The organism is Gluconobacter frateurii, from assembly GCF_002723955.1.
GTDB lineage: Bacteria > Pseudomonadota > Alphaproteobacteria > Acetobacterales > Acetobacteraceae > Gluconobacter > Gluconobacter frateurii.
Genome location: NZ_BEWN01000002.1, coordinates 344925 through 362279 on the forward strand (window position 1 = coordinate 344925; position 17355 = coordinate 362279).

The following is a 17355-nucleotide window of genomic DNA, read 5'->3' on the forward strand; positions in this document are numbered from 1 at the left end:
AGAGTGATTTGAAAACCAATACTACTCAAATGTTACCTGCAGGTGCGTGCGGCATCGAAACAAAGCCTGGAAGTGCTTCCACAGCGTCAAGCCACTTGCGGATATTGGGATAAGGCTGAAGAGAGATCCCCCCTTCAGGCGCGCGAGCCGTATAAGCGTAGCAGGACAGATCCGCGAGTGTTGGCTGATTAGCCGCCAGGAAAGGCCTCTTGGTCAGTTCGCTTTCCATGAAAGGAAGGAGCTTCGCAGCTTTGGCCTGAGCCGGGGCAATCTCCTCAGGGTAGTTCCGGCGTGTCGCTCCTCGTGCCATCGCCGGGCCATACCGCAGTTCCCCTGCCGCAATCGAAAACCATTTCTGCACATGCGCTGCGCCCAGCGGGTCTTCAGGCAGCCAGTGACTGTCAGGTGCATAGGTTTTTGCCAGATAAACGAGGATGGCATTGCTATCCGTGAGAAGGACGTTTCCATCCTCAAAGAATGGAATTTGTCCCAACGGATTGAGGCGCAGAATTTCCGGAGACTGCATGCTCGCTTCCACGAAGTCGTAATCCAGCTTCAGGATCGACAGGAACAGCCTGACGCGATGTACGTGGCCGGAGAGCGGGATTCCATAAAGGCGTCTGGTCATTGTCTGCTCCTGCGGGTGAAAGAGCAGCAGTCTGCTGGTCATGACGGATCAGTGCAACGGCTCTATGGTCCGTGTTCCTTTTTTGTGATTCAGGAGAGCCCAGCGTGAGTGCGCCCATTCATCGTCTGACCGTGGAAGATCTTCTGCCAACTGTGGAGTCTGTCGTATCTTCGGAAACGGACATGATTGCCAACATGGCCAACATCGCGGCTTTGCTGTTCGAAGCTCTGCCAGATATCAACTGGTCAGGTTTTTATCTTTCGAAAGAAGACCAGCTTGTGCTCGGTCCCTTTCAGGGACGACTGGCCTGCACGCGTATTCCGTTTGGAAAAGGTGTCTGTGGGACGGTTGCTGAACAAAAGATCACGCTTGTCGTGCCAGATGTCCACGCCTTTCCCGGACATATTGCCTGTGATGCCGCGTCGGAATCCGAGATCGTAATCCCGGTTCTCAAAAATGGTGCACTCGTTGGGGTTCTGGATATCGACAGCCCGATTAAGGACCGCTTTCAGGAGACAGACCGTGTCCTGCTGGAAAAGATCGTCAGCGCCCTCGAAAAGACGCTGACAGCCTGATCTCTTAAGCCGGGACGTTTTCGCGCAGATGGCTCATCAGTGCGGGAACGTCTTCCACGACAGTGAAAAGTGAAAGCGTATTCGTAGATGCAAAACCCTGTTCAACGGCATCGGTCAGGGTGCGGACCAGGGACTTCGCCCAGCCGCCGATATTGACGATGTAGATCGGGTCCTGATGCAGGCCAAGCTGCTTCCAGGTCAGGATTTCCATCAGTTCATCGAACGTGCCGAATCCGCCGGGAATGATGGCGTAGGCATCAGACAGCTCGAACATGCGGGCCTTGCGGCTGTGCATGTTCGGCGTCACCTCAAGCTCTGTGACGCCCTTATGCATGACTTCCCGGTCATGCAGAAATCCGGGGATGACGCCAATGACTTCTCCCCCCGCAGTCAGAGCCGCATCTGCGACGGTTCCCATCAGACCAACATGACCGCCACCATAAATCAGCTTGATCCCGTTCTGCGCCAGAGCTTTTCCTAGGTCGGATGCACCTTCTGCATAGACAGGGGAGTTGCCGAAGCGGGAACCGCAGAAGACAGCGCAGGAACGGATGGTCATGGAAGGCAGATCCTGTAAACAAGCGGGCGGAACGCTCAGACGGCAGGCTTTCGCCCGAGCGAACGGCTGATGAGCACACCGACCAGACAGCACACCGCAGTCGTGCCGAACATGGTCTTGTACCCAGCAAACTCGATGACCTGCCCGAGCACAAGACCTGAACATGCAATCGCAAGATCAATGAAGATCGAATAAGCGCCCAAAGCGGCTCCGCGGTTTTGTGGTCCTGCACTGTTAACGGCGAGAACGCCCAGCGCCGGGAAGAGCAGCGAGAAGCCGGCACCTGTTAACGCCGCACCGATAAGAGCGGCTCCCTGAGACGGGAAAATCGCCAGACAGGCAAGCCCTGCCGCTTCAATAAGCAGCGAGACAATGGCCACGAACACGCCACCACGCCGGGCAATCTGGGATGCAAAGAAGAACCGGATAACAACGAAGACGATGCCAAACACGGATAGGGCTGTTGCCGCACCTTCCCAGTGCAGAACGGCATAGTAGAGCGCAAGGAAGGACGAGATGGCCCCGAATCCAATGGACCCTGCGGCGAGCGCCATACCATGCGGCAGAACCAGTCGCAGGGCGCGGGTGAACGGAATTGGCTTCTCTGCCGTGGCCACGGGCTTGACGCCCTTGTAAAATCCGATCAGCGCCAGACCAATGAGCGGCAGGATGGCAGAGAGGATGCCAACCGAGACAATTCCGCCATAAGGGTGCGGCAGCAATGAAAGTTTGGCCCCAATAGGCGCGCCCAGCGCAATGCCGCCGTAAGAACAGATTCCGTTCCAGGAAATTGCGATAGCCGTATTTTCAGCGCCGGCGCGACGGATGTTCCAGACAATGACGCCAGTTGCAGCCCAGCTTTCGGCCCAGCCGAGGAACAGGCGGCTCAGAAGCAGAATTCCCAGAGAGAGGGCAGGAAATTCACCCGTCCACCCAGCCCCGAACATAAGAACACCTGAAATGAAACAGGTCACCAGTCCACCAAGAACAACGGGCTTGGGGCCGATACTATCCACCAGTCGTCCTGCAGAGGGGCGGGCGGCAAACGTCGCCAGATACTGCAAGGAAAACGCCATACCCGCGATTGCGGTACTGTAGCCGAGGGTATGATGTACGAAGATTGTCAGGACTGCGTTTGGAAGCCCGATGACGATGTAGACCAGAAGGTTGAAGAGGACGACGGTAAGAACCCGCTTCGTCGGTGAGCTCACCGGCGTTTCTTCCGCACCCATGTCTTCAATCTCCCATTCTTTAAGTAACTAACTGGTTACGTCGCGTCAGACATAAGACAGTCTGAACCATTCGTCACGGTGAATGGACCCCTCAGGTCCAAAAAACAACATTATGTGATCTTCCGGGAGACAAACTCTCGGAAAGTGCGTGCTTAAAGCATGCTCTGCAGGCGGCTGGAAACCGCAGAGCAGACTTTCTGGCGCAGCGGCTCGGCCAGAGATGTCAGTGAATACTGCTGGGACGTGTTGGTCTGGTTGCTGACAGCCTGCAGAATGCCCTGCTGGCCCGCGCTGTAGGCTGTACTGTTGGCAACACCAGGCTGCTGGGTCGCTGCAGACAGAATGCTGGACGCACCGGAACCGGACGTCAGATTATTCGTCACACAGTAATTGAGTACGCCAGCCAGATTGCTGGTGGGGGTAGCAGAAAGGTTTGGCAGACCCAAGGCGCCCGTCAGGCCACTTGTCAGCTGGGATGCTGTACTCTGTGCAGCGGCGGTGGCAGCCGCAGTGGCTGCAGCCTGCGTTTCCGGGTTCTGTGCAGCGGAGGTGCCAGAAGTGCAGCCTCCCAGAGACAAGCTGGCTGCCGTGGCCAGAACGCCAGCAGAGAGAAGAGCAGGCAGACGGAACGGAACCATGAATTTTCAACTCCTGTGAGAACAACCAAGGAGCGCGGATCGGCCCCTTTTGCGTTCTAACAACGCTCAAAACAGGGAAAGTGAGCGAAAAACCTCAGGATTTTTGATGGCTTCATTCGGAGATTGCTCAAACAGAAGCTGCATTTGGGGCGTGGAGTCAGGGCTGGCGTCTTCCGTTCCTGCAAGGCTGGACATCGTTAGTCCAAGCAGGCGCACGCCCGGGGTAAGCGGAAAGAGGGGAGTGAAAAGGGCCTGCCCCACATCTGCCAATACGGCTTCGGAATTTACGGACGCAGGCAGGGTACGGGCCCGGGTGATTTGCCGGAAATCTGAGTATTTGACCTTAAGTGTAACTGTTCGGCCCGTGATCTGTTTCCGCTGGGCCTGAAGCCAGAGCTTTGTGGCAATCAGTCCGAGTGCCTCACGTGCTGCATTCTCGTCTTTCAGGTCGCTCAGATAGGTCTGTTCCGTACCCAGAGACTTGCGTTCACGATTGACCACAACAGGCCGCTCATCAATGCCGCGTGAGATCCCATGATAGAAGAGGGCCGATTTCCCGAAATGTCGCGTCAGGGTCGGAAGGTCCAGTTTGCGGAGATCTGCTCCCGTTTCGATTCCTAAAGCCCGCATCTTTCGCGCAGTGGCCGGGCCGATGCCATGAAACTGGTCCACGGCGAGACCGGCTACGAAATCCGGCCCCATACGCGGTGTAATCACGAACAGTCCGTCCGGTTTGCGATAATCGGAGGCCAGTTTGGCCAGAAACCGGTTGTACGATACGCCTGCTGAAGCTGTCAGTCCTGTTTCCTTACGGATATCTGCACGGATACTCTCAGCAACCAGTGTCGCCGATCCATAGGCACCCAGATAATCCGTCAGATCAAGATAGGCTTCATCAAGAGACAGCGGCTGAATGAGCGGCGTATAGCGTGCAAAAATCTCATGGATCTGAGTAGAAACGGCACGGTAAACGTCAAACCGGGCAGGTACGAAAACCAGATCCGGACATAGGCGCTTGGCTTTCAGGGATGGCATTGCTGAGCGTACGCCAAAAGGGCGTGCCTCATAGCTGGCAGCCGCGACAACACCGCGTGCCTCTCCACGCCCCACCGCAAGGGGGCGACCTCGTAAGGACGGGTTATCTCGCTGTTCGACAGACGCGTAAAAAGCGTCCATGTCGATATGCACGATCCGGCGGGACTCCATCCCTATAGTGTCGCCGATCAACAGGAACGAAACAAGATCGGATCAGCCTCATGAGCATTGAAGACGCCCGTACCGCCGCCGGATTCCAGACTGTTTCGACCCGTATTGCCTATAGCAATCCATGGACGGCTGTACGCGAAGACATCATCATTCATCCCAACGGCAAGAAAGGCCTGTACGGCATTGTTGAGCGGGGAGAGTTCGTCGTGATTCTACCCATGCACGCTGATGGCCGCGTGACGCTGATCCAGCAGTTCCGCTATCCGGTCGGGGAGCGTTTGCTCGAACTACCCATGGGCATGTGGGAGACGAAAGAGAACGTCGATCCCGTGGAACTGGCTCTGGGTGAACTCCGGGAAGAAACCGGCCTGCGTGCTGGCGAGATGATCCACGCGGGCACGATGTATCAGGGTGCAGGCTATTCCAATCAGAAGGGACACGTTTTTCTGGCACGGAATCTCACCCGTGGTGAGACCGAGCTGGAAGAGACCGAGCAGGACATCACGACGCAGGATATGACACTGGCGGAGTTCGAAGCCCTGATCGCCCGTGGCGAACTGAAATGCATGGTGTCCCTGGCGGCCTTCGCGCTGATCCGCGCGAAGGGCCTGATCTAAAAACTAGCTTTAGATCACGGTATCAAGGAACACGACCGTCGAGCCGCCGCCTTCAACCAGCGTCTTGATGGCCTGATTGAAGACGCGGCCGTGTTCGGTCCCCATATGGGCCTTGAAAGCATCTTCGTCGCGGTAGGTTTCCTCGACGTGAAAGAAGTCCGGATCGTCTGCCAGTGTGTGAACGACAAACCGCTGACATCCCGGCTCTGCCCGGACATCTGCGGCCAAGCCGATGAGAAGGTCACGGACTTTTTCGCGGCAGCCGGGAAGGGCTTTCATTGTAGCGTACAGGGATTTCGGCATGGGTCTGAATCCGCTTGAAAAGGATGAAGCGCCTGTCAGCGCACCTCTTCAATGAGCCGCCTGCGCACATCCTTCAAGGGTAGACATGTTCAACCTTTCCCGACCAGTTCCTGACAACGCATGAAAGACAGTTTTTCGCGGAAAATGAATAGGACATAATAGTCCAGTTCACGGCTGCGGGTTTTTGTGGTGCGTGTGTAGAACGGATACACGTCCAACGGACCCTGAAAGCCTAAAGGCGGCGGGTCTGTTTTGAGAATGCAGTCCACTCTGAAGAGCGGCATGTAAACCGCGTCCTCGCCGGGGTTGCGGCGAACATGCCAGAGATTGCGCCGGAATTTCTTCAGCCGGTCCGGCAGAGCGAACACCATGGATTTCTCAATAAAGCCGGGTGGAAAGACATCCGGCCGGTAGTACTGCATGTCGTCCGGCATGTTGCAGAAGTAAGGGTGGTCCTGAACAATCATGACCACCCCTTTAAGACATGTCGCCTGGCAGACGAAGAGGCCTCAGTCTTCTGAAGGCATTTCTACGTTGGCTTTACCGCTGATTTCGTCAGCAGCCCGGCGCAGGACCCCTACGATGCGGCGCAATTCGTCGGCATTCGCTCCACGGCGGGACTTCAGAGCCATTTTCAGAGCCAGACGCGCTTCATGGAAATCCTGACCCAGACTCGGATCGAGGTCATTCACACCGCTGAATGCATCTCGCACTTCCGACATCCGGGCGCCAATCCGGGCCAAAACTTCGAGAATACGAGTCGCCTGTTCCCGATTGGCTTCGTAATGTGCGCGGCCTTCATCCGTCAGGCTGTAGAGCTTGCGATTGCCGTCCTGCGTGACGGCTGTCAGGCCGGCTTCCTCAAGATAGGTGAGGGACGGGTAAATGACGCCGGGGCTTGGCTTGTAAAAGCCGCCTGAGTGCTCTTCGAGGCGCCGGATCAGCTCGTAACCATGGGCAGGCTGGTCATGCAGCAGGGCCTCAATAACAATCTGAAGCTCTTCCGCTGTCAGCTTGCGACCGCGGCCAAAGGTTTCATCGCCGAAGCCGCCTCCACCAAAACGGCCACCGCCGCCTCGTGGACCACGGCCGCCAAAGAAGCCTCGTCCGCCCCGGTTGCCGCCGCCGCGGCCTTCGCCACCCCGTCCGCCAAAGCGTCGGCCTTCGTGTCCCCGGCGGGAGCGGTCTTCACCGGATTCCGGGCGATCGCGCATTTTTTCTTCGTCACTTCCTGTTGTTTCGCCACGGACCTTTCCGTCCCTGCGATGCTTGTGTCCACCGAAGCCAAAGCCTCGGGAGAACTTGGAGAAACCGCGCTCTGCGCGATGAGTATCATGTTTGAACATTCTGTTTTCCTTCATTCGATATGTCGTACGATATAGTATCTTAAGATATATCTGCAAGAGATTCTTTTTCAAATTCCGGCATCGCCATAGCCGAGAGCCGTTTCCGCTGGTATCCGGCTGAGATGGGTAGCCCGATCTCTTCCCCTCCCGATCCAGAACTGCGCCGGACGTTCCGCGAGCTTGTGCCCTGGCGCGCTGCCCTGACCATCGGGGCCATGCTGGTGTTTGTAGCCCTGTTGCAGCGCCTGCCCATGATCCATCGTCTGTTGGAGAATGCGCCCCACTGGCACGAGACGCCGTATGCTCCGCTCTGGTTTTTGCTGCTGGCGGTGCCGTATTGCGCCTGTGGCCTGCCCAGGCAGGCACTGTGTATTGCGGCAGGGCTGGCCTTTGGAGTCTGGGGCGGTCTGGGGTTGTGTTCCCTGGCCTATATGATGGGGGCAATCGCGGCATATGGCTGGGCACGAGCGCTTGCACCCATAAAATTCCGCCAGAGGTTGCATGATCGACTGCAAAAGAATTATGCAGCGCTGGCAAGAACGTTACATCGCAAGCCGTTCCGCGCAGTTCTGACCCTTCGGCTCATGCCCGTCGGGTCTGCATTGCTGGTGTCCATGGCTGCGGGACTTTTTGAACTTTCAGTACCGGCCTTTGCGTTGGCCACTCTTCTCGGCGGCCTGCCCCAGAATCTCGTGTTTGTTCTTGTGGGGGCGGGAACCCGAATTGGTCATGTGGTTCAGCTTGGCCTTGCCGGGGGACTGTTTGTGGTCTCTGGCGCTCTTGGGGCGATGCTTCTGCGACAGTCAGATGAATAAGCGTTCAGAAAGCGCAGGATTCTGAACGATTGGCCAGTTCTATCCGTTCGCGAGAAACAGGTTCTCTTTACATCTTCTGAACATCGCTTTTCACAGGCAGAAACGAATGACAGAACAGAGTATGGCGTTCCGGCGTGGAGACTCCATCCCAGGATGGTTGCCGCTTATGCTGGGTATTTTTACGGCTGTGGGCCCCGTTTCTACGGATATCTACCTGCCGGCCTTGCCCGAAATGGAACGCCAGCTTCACTCTGCTCCCGGCTCTGGCAGCATCACGATGGCGGCGTGGGTTATCGGTCTGGCCATCGGTCAGATCAGCATTGGCCCGATTTCTGACCGGTTTGGCCGTCGGCTGCCACTTCTGATTGGCATGATCGGCTACACGATCGGTGAAGTCGGCTGTGCTTTGGCCCCGAACATGACCGTCATGTGTATCTGGCGTGTCTTTTCTGCGCTGATGGCGTCGGCCGGGCTGGTCGTGCCCAATGCCTGTCTGCGAGACCTGACGGAGGGCGATGCGGCTTCGAAGCTGATGTCTCGCCTGATTGTTGTTCAGGGTGTGGTACCGATTTTGGCACCGATGCTCGGGGGTTTTGCCCTGAAGTTCGTAGACTGGCGGTCCATCTTCTGGGCGACTGCGATCTACGGTGCACTCTGTAGCCTTATGCTGCTGACAGTGTTCCCCGAAACGCTTCCAGCGCAGGAGCGGCGTGACATGAACCCGCTCTCCATCATCGAGCGGTATATCTATATTCTGCGGACTCGCAGTTTCATCACGAATGGTCTTGTCTGGAGCTTCCTGGGGTTCGTGACCTTCACATACCTGACGGGGGCACCGACGCTGTTCGAAGAGCGCTTTGGCATGTCGCCGTTCCATTACGGCATGCTGTTCGGCCTGTTTGCGATTTGCATGATCGGCGCCTCGGCCATCAACGGACTTGTGGTGGGCAAGGTCAGTACTACCCATATGCTCTTCAGTGCGCTTGGCATCAGTGTGACGGGAAGCGTCCTGTTTCTGGCGCTGGCCGTGATTTCCGCGGTTGATCTGACGTCTGGGGGACAACTCCGGCCGTTCTTCCTATGGCCACTCATCATCGCACTGGTCATCACAATGGCGCCAACAGGCATCATTGGACCCAATTCCATGGTTGGCATTCTGTCCGAACAGTCCGAACGTGCGGGTTCGGCCTCTGCGCTGGCAGGAACAATGCAGTACCTGTTTGGAGCGGTTGCCAGTGCGCTGTTCGGGCTGATGCCTGCGGGGACGGCTGTTCCGTTCGCAGGCTTTCTGGTCTTTGCCTTTTGCGCGGCAACATTCTTTGCCCTGCTGAGGCCAAAGCTTCCCCCTTCAGCGCCCTGATGGGAGTTGAGAGCGATGCAGGTTCTACTGGTTGAAGATGATGTTGCCGTGGCCCTTGTGGTGAAAACGGTTCTGCAGCGTGAAGGCTGGGATGTTCATCAGGTTGAGGATGCGGAATCTGCGCTGGCGTGGGATGGGACGGCCGACCTTCTGGTCACGGATTATAATCTTCCCGGCGTTCTCAATGGGCTATTGCTGGCCCGAAAACTGCGGGAGCAGAACGCTTTACTAGCTGTCGTTCTCATGTCGGGAGACTTTGAGGAAGGCCAGTTGATGGGCGAAAGCGTGGCTGTTCTGCCAAAGCCGTTTCGCAGAAATGCCCTTCTGGACGCCATCGATCAGGCCCGGAATGCAATCCGGGCTTGAGTTGAAGGGGAAGAGTCCCCTACATGGCGCGCTGTTTGTCATGCCCAGAAGAAAGCAGTGCCGCCATGTCGTTCAAGGAACCCCAGCCGCTTAACCTCAAGGACTATATCAGTGAGGTTCCGGATTTCCCGAAGCCGGGGATTCTGTTCTACGACATCTCCACGCTGATCCGTTCCGCCGAAGCCTGGCAGGTCGCAACAGGCCGACTGGCCCGTATCATTTCCGCATGGCAGCCTGATCTTCTGGCCGGAATCGAAAGCCGTGGCTTCCTGACGGCGGCCCCGCTGGCACAGCGTCTTGGCTGTGGTTTCACTATGCTGCGTAAGCCAGGGAAGCTGCCGGGTAAGACGATTTCCCTGAAATACGGTCTCGAATATGGCGAAGACGAACTGCACATTCAGGCGGACGCCATCAAGCCGGGCCAGCGCGTTGTCGTTCTCGATGATCTTCTGGCTACAGGCGGCACATTGGCGGCTTCCATCGACCTGCTGCGCAAGGTTGGCGCAGAAGTTGTTGGTGCCAGCGTGCTGATCGAGCTTGCAGGTCTCAAGGGACGTGACAAACTGGACGTTCCGCTGAACGCACTCATCACTTACGAAGACTGAGGAACCCCCATGTCCGGCATTTCTTCCCTGTGGCAGACCCGCTATCGCACTGACGCCCCGAAAGACCTGCCGGACAATCCGGTTCTCGAAACCCTTCTGAAACACCATTCGGTTCGGGCCTATCTCCCGGATGCGCTGCCTCCCGGAACGCTGGAAGCCGGAATTGCGGCGGCCTCGTCGGCGGCGACGTCCAGCAACCTTCAGGTCTGGTCCGTCGTCGCGGTTGAAAATCCCGAGACGCGCGCGAAGCTGGCCGAACTCAGTGGCAACCAGAAGCACATTGAAGTCGCTCCGCTGTTTCTGGCGTGGATCGTCGATCTGGCGCGCCTGGAACGGATTGCAGAGCGTGCTGGAAAGGGCAGCGAAGCGCTGGATTATGAGGAAATCTTCCTCATGAGCACGCTGGATGTCGGCATCGCCGCCCAGAATGCCGTGACGGCCTTCGAGTCCATGGGGCTGGGCACTGTTTATATTGGCGGTCTGCGTAACCATCCGGAAGACGTCGCCAAACTGCTCAACCTTCCTCCGAAAACCGTTGCGGTTGTTGGCATGTGTGTGGGGCGTCCGGATCCCGCCTATCAGAACGGGTACAAGCCCCGTCTCGGTCAGGATGTGGTCGTTCACCGGGAACGGTATGACGTGACGCAGGAGCCGGAAGGCATTGCCGCCTACGACCGCGTTGCCGATGCCTACCAGCAGGAACAGGGGCTCCCGTCCCGTGCATGGTCCGAGACTGTTGCGGCCCGTGTGGACAGCTATCGCGGTTTGAGTGGACGGCACGTCATGAAGGCAGTTCTGAACCGGATGGGCTTTGCGTTGAAATAACCGGTTCTCTGGCTATCCATCTGTTTTCCACGGGAGTTCCGTCCTGAGCGCGTTTCTTTCTCCGGACCTCCCGGTCACGGCCATTCTTCCAGAGCTTCTGAGCGTACTTGAACAGCAGCCGAATGCTGTTCTGGTGGCTCCCCCGGGCGCCGGTAAGACGACGCTGACGCCATTGGCGCTGCTCGATGCGCCATGGCTTGAGGGGCAGAAAATCATTCTTGTCGAACCGCGCCGTGTTGCCGTGCGCGGTGCCGCATCCCGGATGGCCAGCACGCTCGGTGAACGTCCCGGTGAGACTGTTGGCTTCCGAACCCGCACAGATTCTGCTGTTTCCAGCCGCACGCGCATCGAAGTCGTGACGGAAGGGCTGCTTGTTCGCCGCCTTCTGGCAGACCCGACACTTGATGGCGTTGGTGCTGTCCTGTTCGATGAAGTTCATGAACGGTCGCTGGATCTGGATGCCGCCCTGGCTTTCTGTCTGGATCTTCAACGCGAACTGCGGCCGGATCTGCGTATTCTGGCAATGTCCGCAACGCCGGATGGTCGCGCTTTCACAACCCTCATGAACGCTCCCCTCATCGAGAGTGAAGGGCGGCAGTATCCGATTGATGTCCGGCACACCCGCGATATCTCACATCCTAGAGACCTACCCGAAGCCTGCGCTCGAGCGATCCGGCAGGTCTGGTCGGAAGAAGAGGGCGATATTCTCGCTTTTTTACCGGGCGTTGGTGAAATTCGCCGGACGCAGGCACTGCTTGGGGAGTCCGTGCCTGTTTTCCCACTTCATGGCGAACAGACAACAGAAGATCAGGATCGCGCGATTGCACCGTCCGACGTCCGTCGCGTCGTGCTGGCAACGTCCATTGCGGAAACATCTGTGACGGTTTCGGGCGTCAGGATTGTCGTGGATGGTGGCCTTCGACGGGCGCCGCGTCTGGACCCCAACACCGGCCTGTCGCGGCTGGAAACCCTGAAGATCTCCCGCGCGACAGCAACCCAGCGGGCCGGGCGTGCAGGCCGACAGTCGCCCGGTGTCGCAATTCGTCTCTGGTCTGAAGCCACACAGCGCGCGTTGCGTCCGCAGGATGCGCCTGAAATCCTTGTCGCAGACCTGACGGATTTTGCCCTTGTAACTGCGGCCTGGCAGGACGTCATGGGCACGTCTCCTGATGATCTGCCTTTGCTGGATGCGCCGCCTGCTGGGGTCCTGAAAGGTGGGCGCGAACTGCTCTCTGACCTTGGAGCTATTAACGCAGCAGGGCACATCACACCGCTCGGAAAACGGATGGCCGGATTGGGAGCCCATCCGCGCCTGGCCGCCATGCTTTGTGCAGCAAAGACCATTCCTGAACGTGTCACAGGCGCCTGTCTTGCAGCACTTCTGGAAGAGCGCGATCCCCTTCGTCCCAGACCGAACACACCTGCAGGTGCTTCGGCTGGAGCGGACATTCGCACGCGTTTGGCTCTTTTCGAACGCGATGACCCCCGTGCCGATCGCGCCAGCCTGTTTCACATGCGGCAATCCGCCAAGCGCTTTCTGCGCCGGATGGGCGGGAAAGATCTTCCTCTCAGCCCGATGCCTTCACACGCCGGACCACTTCTGGCCGCTGGATTCCCGGATCGTGTGGCGCAGGCCGCTGGTGAGTTGGGGCGCTTTCGTCTTGCGGGCGGAGGAAGTGCGCGCGTCTCGGCTAATGATGGTCTGGCACGGGAAAAGCTGCTGGCTGCTGCGGCCTTCCATACCCGGACATCCACGGAAATCACTTTGGCCGCGCCTCTGGATGCGGAAAATCTGCCCCAGACGCTGCTGGACCGGACGACCGAACAGGTGGAGACCAGTCTGGATGGTGCCTCCGGACGCATCATCGCCCGGCGCCGACTTCGTCTTGGCGCGCTGATCCTGCGAGACCGCAATACGGAAGTAACGCCTGAGGAAGCACAGGCCCTCCTGCTTCAGCAGATCCAGTCCGATCTGGCGCGAGCCCTCGACTGGTCCGACGCGACCCAGCAGTTTCAGGCCCGCGTCGCTCATGCCCGGACAACTTATGCGCCCCATCTGCCGGACCTGTCCCTAGAGGCTCTGGCTCAAGGCTTGGAATGGCTCGAACCCTATCTAGCGGGCTGTGACCGCTTAACGCAGGTCAAGGCGCTGGATCTTCTGTCCATCCTGCGTGCGCAACTGGACTACGCTGATCTGTCGGCGTTGGATCGAAAATTACCGCCACGTTTGACGCTGAAAGCCAGCACGCACGAGATTGATTACACGGGTGCGATTCCAACAGTGTCCGCCCGTGCACAGGCTTTCTACGGAACAGCCACAACGCCTGTGCTGGCCGACGGTCAGGTCGCGCTTCAATGTGCGCTTCTGTCGCCGGCCGGCCGGCCGCAGGCGATTACAGCTGATCTGGCAGGCTTCTGGAAAGGAAGCTGGTTGGATATGCGTAAGGACATGCGAGGCCGTTACCCTCGGCATGACTGGCCGGAAGATCCGGCGACCGCTGAGCCTCCGAAGCCAAGGCCAAAGCGTTAGCCCAGTCGCAGGATGGCGTTGTGGAAAAGGGCCCGAACGCCTTCCGCATTCACGTCCGTACAGACCTGCACGGACGGGCGATGATCCCAGTCGCCCGGCGGATAGACGCGTCCATCAGCTTTCAGAATGGACTCTCCTAAAGCGACGCTTTCCGTTGCGACCCGTACCGACCCTTTCTGCGTTTTGAAGAGTTCCGGGGCGATGACATAGGCGGCGGCTGAGGCGTCATTGACGTAAATGCCGTTCAGGCCGAGCCCATGATGAAAGTTCATGTAAACGCGGGTGATGTCCCACAGGAACTGCCCGGCTTTACCGCCATGCTGGCGGAGATCGGCGAAATACGCATCCGTCATGATGGTCTGTGTCGTGACATCCAGCCCCACGATCGTCAGGGGCCAACCCGCGGCACAGATTTCGTCTGCCGCACGGGGATCGCCATGGAAATTGGCCTCTGCGGCCGGTGTGACGTTCCCTCGGGCTCCATGATACCCGAACGCCCCGCCCATCAGCACGACCTCCCGAACCAGCCCGGCAATCTCCGGCGCTTTTCGCAGCGCGAGCGCCAGATTGGTCATATGTCCCGTTGCAACCAGCGTGATTTCGTGAGGATTGGCTCGCACAAGGTCGATAATCAGGTCGTGGGCGGGACGGGGATCGAGCTTTTTCCGGGTTGCGGGAAGAGGGATGTCGCCCAGTGCGTTACGCCCATGAATGGTGACGGGTGGTGAGGACGTAACGCCGTCCAAAGACACCCCTTGACCTTTCGCAACAGGAGCATTGATCCCGAACCTGTCTGCCAGATACAGAGCATTGCGTGTCGTGGTCTCGATCAGGCCATTGCCGGACGCTGTGGTGATCCCGACGATTGAAATACCAGGCGTGCCATGGAGCAGTAAAAGCGCCATGGCATCGTCGACCCCGGGATCGGTATCCAAAATGATCTTGCGGCCGGGTGCTTGTGCCTGAACCTGTATCGGTAAGGCCGCAAGGGATGCCAGTCTCGCGGAGTGGGCAAGCAGGGAGCGGCGGGACAGGCGCATGGCAGATCCTTACGGATTGAAGTAGCCGTTACTATCCGGGAATGACCTGTCTGCCGCAAGCGTTCAGCGCAGGCGAAGGGCGAAGCGTCCAGCTCCGGCAGAGGCAAGGATCAGAAGACCACCGGCAATGCTGATGTTCTTGTAGAAATGGATCATCATGTCGTAGCGGAGCATGCCGGACATGGTCCAGAAATGATGGCCGATCAGCCCTGTAATAACTGTATAAATAGCGAGAATAATCGCAACAGGCTCGACCAGAACGCCTGTGACCAGCGCAAGCCCTGCACCAAGTTCCACAACAATGGCGAGTACGGCAGACAGAGTGGGAAGCGGGGCGCCCGTTTGCGCCATGTAGGAAACGGCAGACTGAAAATCAGCCAGTTTCCCCCAGCCCATGACCAGGAAAAGCACGGCCATCAGCAGGCGTCCGGAAAGAAGGAGAGCATCGCGGGGAAGGAGAGAAGCGAACATGGGATTATCTTTCAGAGGAGAAGAACTGACTGAAAGATAGGCAAAACCGGATCGACCAAAAATAGAAATCACGGAATGATATGCTTTCCATAAATAGCATATGAGAAATATACGAGGGCCGTCTCAAAGGTCAAAAAACGCCCGTGTAGCGCTTCTTTTAGGAGCTTCGGCTATTTTGTGTTAGCAGCTGAAACATGACGATGTTCGTGACCTGTTTCCTATGAATCGCTCTCTTCAGGCCGCAGTAATCGGGGCAGGGACAGCGACTGTCGTAACAGTGGGGCTCATGCTCGCATGGCGCGCGCATGACAGCAGTTCACGCATTTCTTCACCCTCACGGCAGGCCTCTCCTGCAACGGTTCAGCAGCCCGTGGCCAAATCGCTGCCGCCTGTTGTTTCTGACGGAACGCTTGCCGGGGAAAGTACGGATTCCCATGGAATCCCGACGCAGCCTCCGGTCCCGGCCGCAGCGCCAGCTCTTCCGCCACTTCTGGTCAAATACGGTCCCCTGAGTTTTGCGCCGCTCGTCCGACAGGTCATTCCGGCTGTCGTCAATATCGCCATTACTCAGAACAGCCCTGACGGCCATGACCACGTTCCCCCGCAAATCAAGGGAACACCGCTGGAAAAGCGTTATCATGATCGTATGAAGCGCCAGCAGGATGAGATGGTTGGCGCGGGTTCTGGCTTCATTGTGGATGCGACAGGCATCATCGTCACGAACCGCCACGTTGTTGGCGGCGCTGACAAGGTGGTCGTGTCCCTGTCTAACGGCCACGAAATGCCAGCCCGGCTCTTGGGTGCGGACCCGCTGACGGATATTGCCGTCATAAAGGTCGATAGCCCCGAACCACTCCCGCACGTCACGTGGGGCGACAGCCGCCAGACGGATATCGGAGACTGGATTCTCGTGGCGGGTAATCCGTTCGGCTTCGGGTCTTCCGTTACGGCGGGTATCGTTTCAGCCGTCGGCCGAGATCTCGGGATTGGCTCGCTGGATGATTTCATCCAGCTCGATGCGCCCATCAATCCCGGTAATTCCGGTGGCCCAGCCTTCAACATGCGTGGACAGGTTGTCGCCGTGAATGCGGCGATCGTGACACCTGCGGGTGGTTCGGTGGGGATTGGTTTCGGTATCCCCTCCGAAATCGTGGCACCTATTGTCGCGGAAATCGAAGCCACTGGTCATGCCGAACATGGCTGGCTCGGGATCACGCTGGATGACAGTGACACTGATGTCGGCATTGCAGGCGTCGATAATGGTGGGCCGGCTCAGAAAAGTGGTCTGCGGCGTGGTGATATCGTCCGTCAGGTGGATGGAACGCCGGTAATCAGTGCCCGTATGCTGCTGCGAAGCATTGCTGCGGCCAAGCCGGGCATGGTGCTGAATTTCGGCGTCCGCCGTGGCGATCAGGACGTGACGCTACCTGTTCATATCGGGCCGCGTCCCAAGAATGCGGATAACTGAACAACGCTTCACTTTGACCCACGGAAACAAGCCGGTATTCTGTAGGTCTGATGCGGCGTTCAGCCGTCCGGAAAGAAGAGAGTAACATCCATGCGTATCCTGCTTGTCGAGGACGATTCCACAGTCCGCGCCTTTGTTCTCAAGGGGTTGCGCGAGGCCGGGCATGTCGTTGATGAAGCGGATAATGGCAAGGACGGTTTGTTTCTGGCCGTCAGCGAGAATTACGACGTTGTCATCCTGGATCGCATGTTGCCGGGCGGCATTGATGGTCTGCGTATTCTGGAAACGCTGCGCGGCCAGCAAAACGCCACGCCTGTTCTGCTTCTTTCCGCTCTCGCGGATGTTGATGAACGTGTTGCCGGTCTGAAGGCTGGCGGCGACGATTACATGACGAAGCCGTTTGCGTTCTCCGAACTGCTGGCCCGTGTGGAAGCTCTGGGTCGTCGTGGGCGCCCGGAATCCGCTCCCCAGACGCGCCTGACGGTCGGGGATCTGGAAATGGATCTGCTGTCCCGGACAGTGAAGCGTGGCAACGAAAAAATCGATCTTCAGCCCCGTGAATTTCGTCTGCTGGAATTTTTGATCCGCCACGCCGGACAGGTCGTGACCCGCACCATGCTGCTGGAGCGCGTGTGGGACTATCACTTTGATCCACAGACCAACGTGATCGACGTGCATGTTTCCCGCCTTCGCCAGAAGGTGGACAAGCCGTTTGCTACCCCACTCATTCACACGATCCGGAACGCCGGCTACATCCTGCGCGCGGACTGA

20 protein-coding genes are annotated in these 17355 nt (G+C 58.0%); 10 read left to right on the forward strand and 10 right to left on the reverse strand.

The genetic code is table 11. The features are described from left to right. Positions 1–25: 25 nt before the first annotated feature. Positions 26–670, reverse strand: a complete 645-nt coding sequence (locus GFR01_RS07010; protein ID WP_099181853.1) for a glutathione S-transferase family protein — start codon at positions 668–670, stop codon at positions 26–28. A 62-nt stretch (positions 671–732) separates the two neighbouring features. Between GFR01_RS07010 and GFR01_RS07015 the strand changes: the two genes are divergently transcribed. Beyond that, positions 733–1203 carry a GAF domain-containing protein gene (locus tag GFR01_RS07015; protein WP_099181854.1) on the forward strand — a complete coding sequence of 157 codons (471 nt, stop codon included), beginning with the start codon at positions 733–735 and terminating at the stop codon, positions 1201–1203. 4 nt (positions 1204–1207) lie between these two features. On the opposite strand, the gene GFR01_RS07020 is transcribed toward GFR01_RS07015, so the two are convergent. The 4 genes from GFR01_RS07020 to dinB form a co-directional block, all read right to left on the reverse strand. After that, positions 1208–1762 (reverse strand): LOG family protein, encoded by a 555-nt coding sequence (locus GFR01_RS07020; RefSeq protein ID WP_099181855.1) that lies wholly within the window; start codon positions 1760–1762, stop codon positions 1208–1210. Between the two features lie 35 nt (positions 1763–1797). Continuing rightward, positions 1798–2994 carry an MFS transporter gene (locus GFR01_RS07025; protein WP_063903262.1) on the reverse strand — a complete coding sequence of 399 codons (1197 nt, stop codon included), beginning with the start codon at positions 2992–2994 and terminating at the stop codon, positions 1798–1800. A gap of 152 nt (positions 2995–3146) precedes the next feature. Beyond that, the gene (locus GFR01_RS07030; RefSeq protein ID WP_099181856.1) at positions 3147–3632 is read right to left on the reverse strand and encodes a DUF2501 domain-containing protein; all 486 of its coding nucleotides are present in this window, start codon (positions 3630–3632) and stop codon (positions 3147–3149) included. A gap of 66 nt (positions 3633–3698) precedes the next feature. Continuing rightward, the gene (dinB, locus tag GFR01_RS07035; protein WP_099181857.1) at positions 3699–4838 is read right to left on the reverse strand and encodes a DNA polymerase IV; all 1140 of its coding nucleotides are present in this window, start codon (positions 4836–4838) and stop codon (positions 3699–3701) included. A 50-nt stretch (positions 4839–4888) separates the two neighbouring features. Between dinB and GFR01_RS07040 the strand changes: the two genes are divergently transcribed. Beyond that, positions 4889–5455, forward strand: a complete 567-nt coding sequence (locus tag GFR01_RS07040) for an NUDIX domain-containing protein (RefSeq protein WP_063903259.1) — start codon at positions 4889–4891, stop codon at positions 5453–5455. A 9-nt stretch (positions 5456–5464) separates the two neighbouring features. Here GFR01_RS07040 and GFR01_RS07045 read toward each other — a convergent pair whose 3' ends face one another. The 3 genes from GFR01_RS07045 to GFR01_RS07055 form a co-directional block, all read right to left on the reverse strand. Further along, positions 5465–5758, reverse strand: a complete 294-nt coding sequence (locus GFR01_RS07045) for a putative quinol monooxygenase (RefSeq protein ID WP_174694679.1) — start codon at positions 5756–5758, stop codon at positions 5465–5467. A gap of 89 nt (positions 5759–5847) precedes the next feature. After that, positions 5848–6225, reverse strand: coding sequence for a hypothetical protein (locus tag GFR01_RS07050; protein ID WP_063903257.1), 378 nt, complete (start codon positions 6223–6225; stop codon positions 5848–5850). Positions 6226–6267: 42 nt separating this feature from the next. Then, positions 6268–7104 carry a PadR family transcriptional regulator gene (locus tag GFR01_RS07055; protein ID WP_099181859.1) on the reverse strand — a complete coding sequence of 279 codons (837 nt, stop codon included), beginning with the start codon at positions 7102–7104 and terminating at the stop codon, positions 6268–6270. A gap of 122 nt (positions 7105–7226) precedes the next feature. Here GFR01_RS07055 and GFR01_RS07060 point away from each other — a divergent pair, with 122 nt between their 5' ends. The 6 genes from GFR01_RS07060 to hrpB all read left to right on the forward strand — a co-directional run bounded on the left by GFR01_RS07060 (position 7227) and on the right by hrpB (position 13605). Beyond that, positions 7227–7919, forward strand: coding sequence for a TVP38/TMEM64 family protein (locus GFR01_RS07060; protein ID WP_063903255.1), 693 nt, complete (start codon positions 7227–7229; stop codon positions 7917–7919). A gap of 106 nt (positions 7920–8025) precedes the next feature. Then, positions 8026–9279, forward strand: a complete 1254-nt coding sequence (locus tag GFR01_RS07065) for a multidrug effflux MFS transporter (RefSeq protein WP_063903254.1) — start codon at positions 8026–8028, stop codon at positions 9277–9279. Positions 9280–9294: 15 nt separating this feature from the next. Next, positions 9295–9645: a response regulator gene (locus GFR01_RS07070; protein WP_063903253.1), complete on the forward strand. Its 351-nt coding sequence runs from the start codon at positions 9295–9297 to the stop codon at positions 9643–9645. A 65-nt stretch (positions 9646–9710) separates the two neighbouring features. Then, positions 9711–10250 (forward strand): adenine phosphoribosyltransferase, encoded by a 540-nt coding sequence (locus tag GFR01_RS07075; RefSeq protein ID WP_016737873.1) that lies wholly within the window; start codon positions 9711–9713, stop codon positions 10248–10250. Between the two features lie 9 nt (positions 10251–10259). Beyond that, positions 10260–11075: an NADPH-dependent oxidoreductase gene (locus GFR01_RS07080; protein WP_099181860.1), complete on the forward strand. Its 816-nt coding sequence runs from the start codon at positions 10260–10262 to the stop codon at positions 11073–11075. 43 nt (positions 11076–11118) lie between these two features. After that, a complete protein-coding gene (gene hrpB / locus GFR01_RS07085) occupies positions 11119–13605 on the forward strand; it encodes an ATP-dependent helicase HrpB (protein WP_167384230.1) in 2487 nt (828 codons plus the stop codon). Here hrpB and GFR01_RS07090 read toward each other — a convergent pair. Together GFR01_RS07090 and GFR01_RS07095 are read right to left on the reverse strand one after the other, a co-directional pair. Next, positions 13602–14645 (reverse strand): nucleoside hydrolase, encoded by a 1044-nt coding sequence (locus GFR01_RS07090; RefSeq protein WP_099181862.1) that lies wholly within the window; start codon positions 14643–14645, stop codon positions 13602–13604. The genes hrpB and GFR01_RS07090 overlap by 4 nt on opposite strands. Before the next feature lie 63 nt (positions 14646–14708). Beyond that, entirely contained in the window at positions 14709–15188 is a 480-nt protein-coding gene (locus GFR01_RS07095) for a DoxX family protein (protein WP_099181863.1), read from the reverse strand. 148 nt (positions 15189–15336) lie between these two features. Between GFR01_RS07095 and GFR01_RS07100 the strand changes: the two genes are divergently transcribed. Next, positions 15337–16584: a S1C family serine protease gene (locus GFR01_RS07100; RefSeq protein WP_099181864.1), complete on the forward strand. Its 1248-nt coding sequence runs from the start codon at positions 15337–15339 to the stop codon at positions 16582–16584. 90 nt (positions 16585–16674) lie between these two features. Further along, positions 16675–17355 (forward strand): winged helix-turn-helix domain-containing protein, encoded by a 681-nt coding sequence (locus tag GFR01_RS07105; protein WP_010503464.1) that lies wholly within the window; start codon positions 16675–16677, stop codon positions 17353–17355.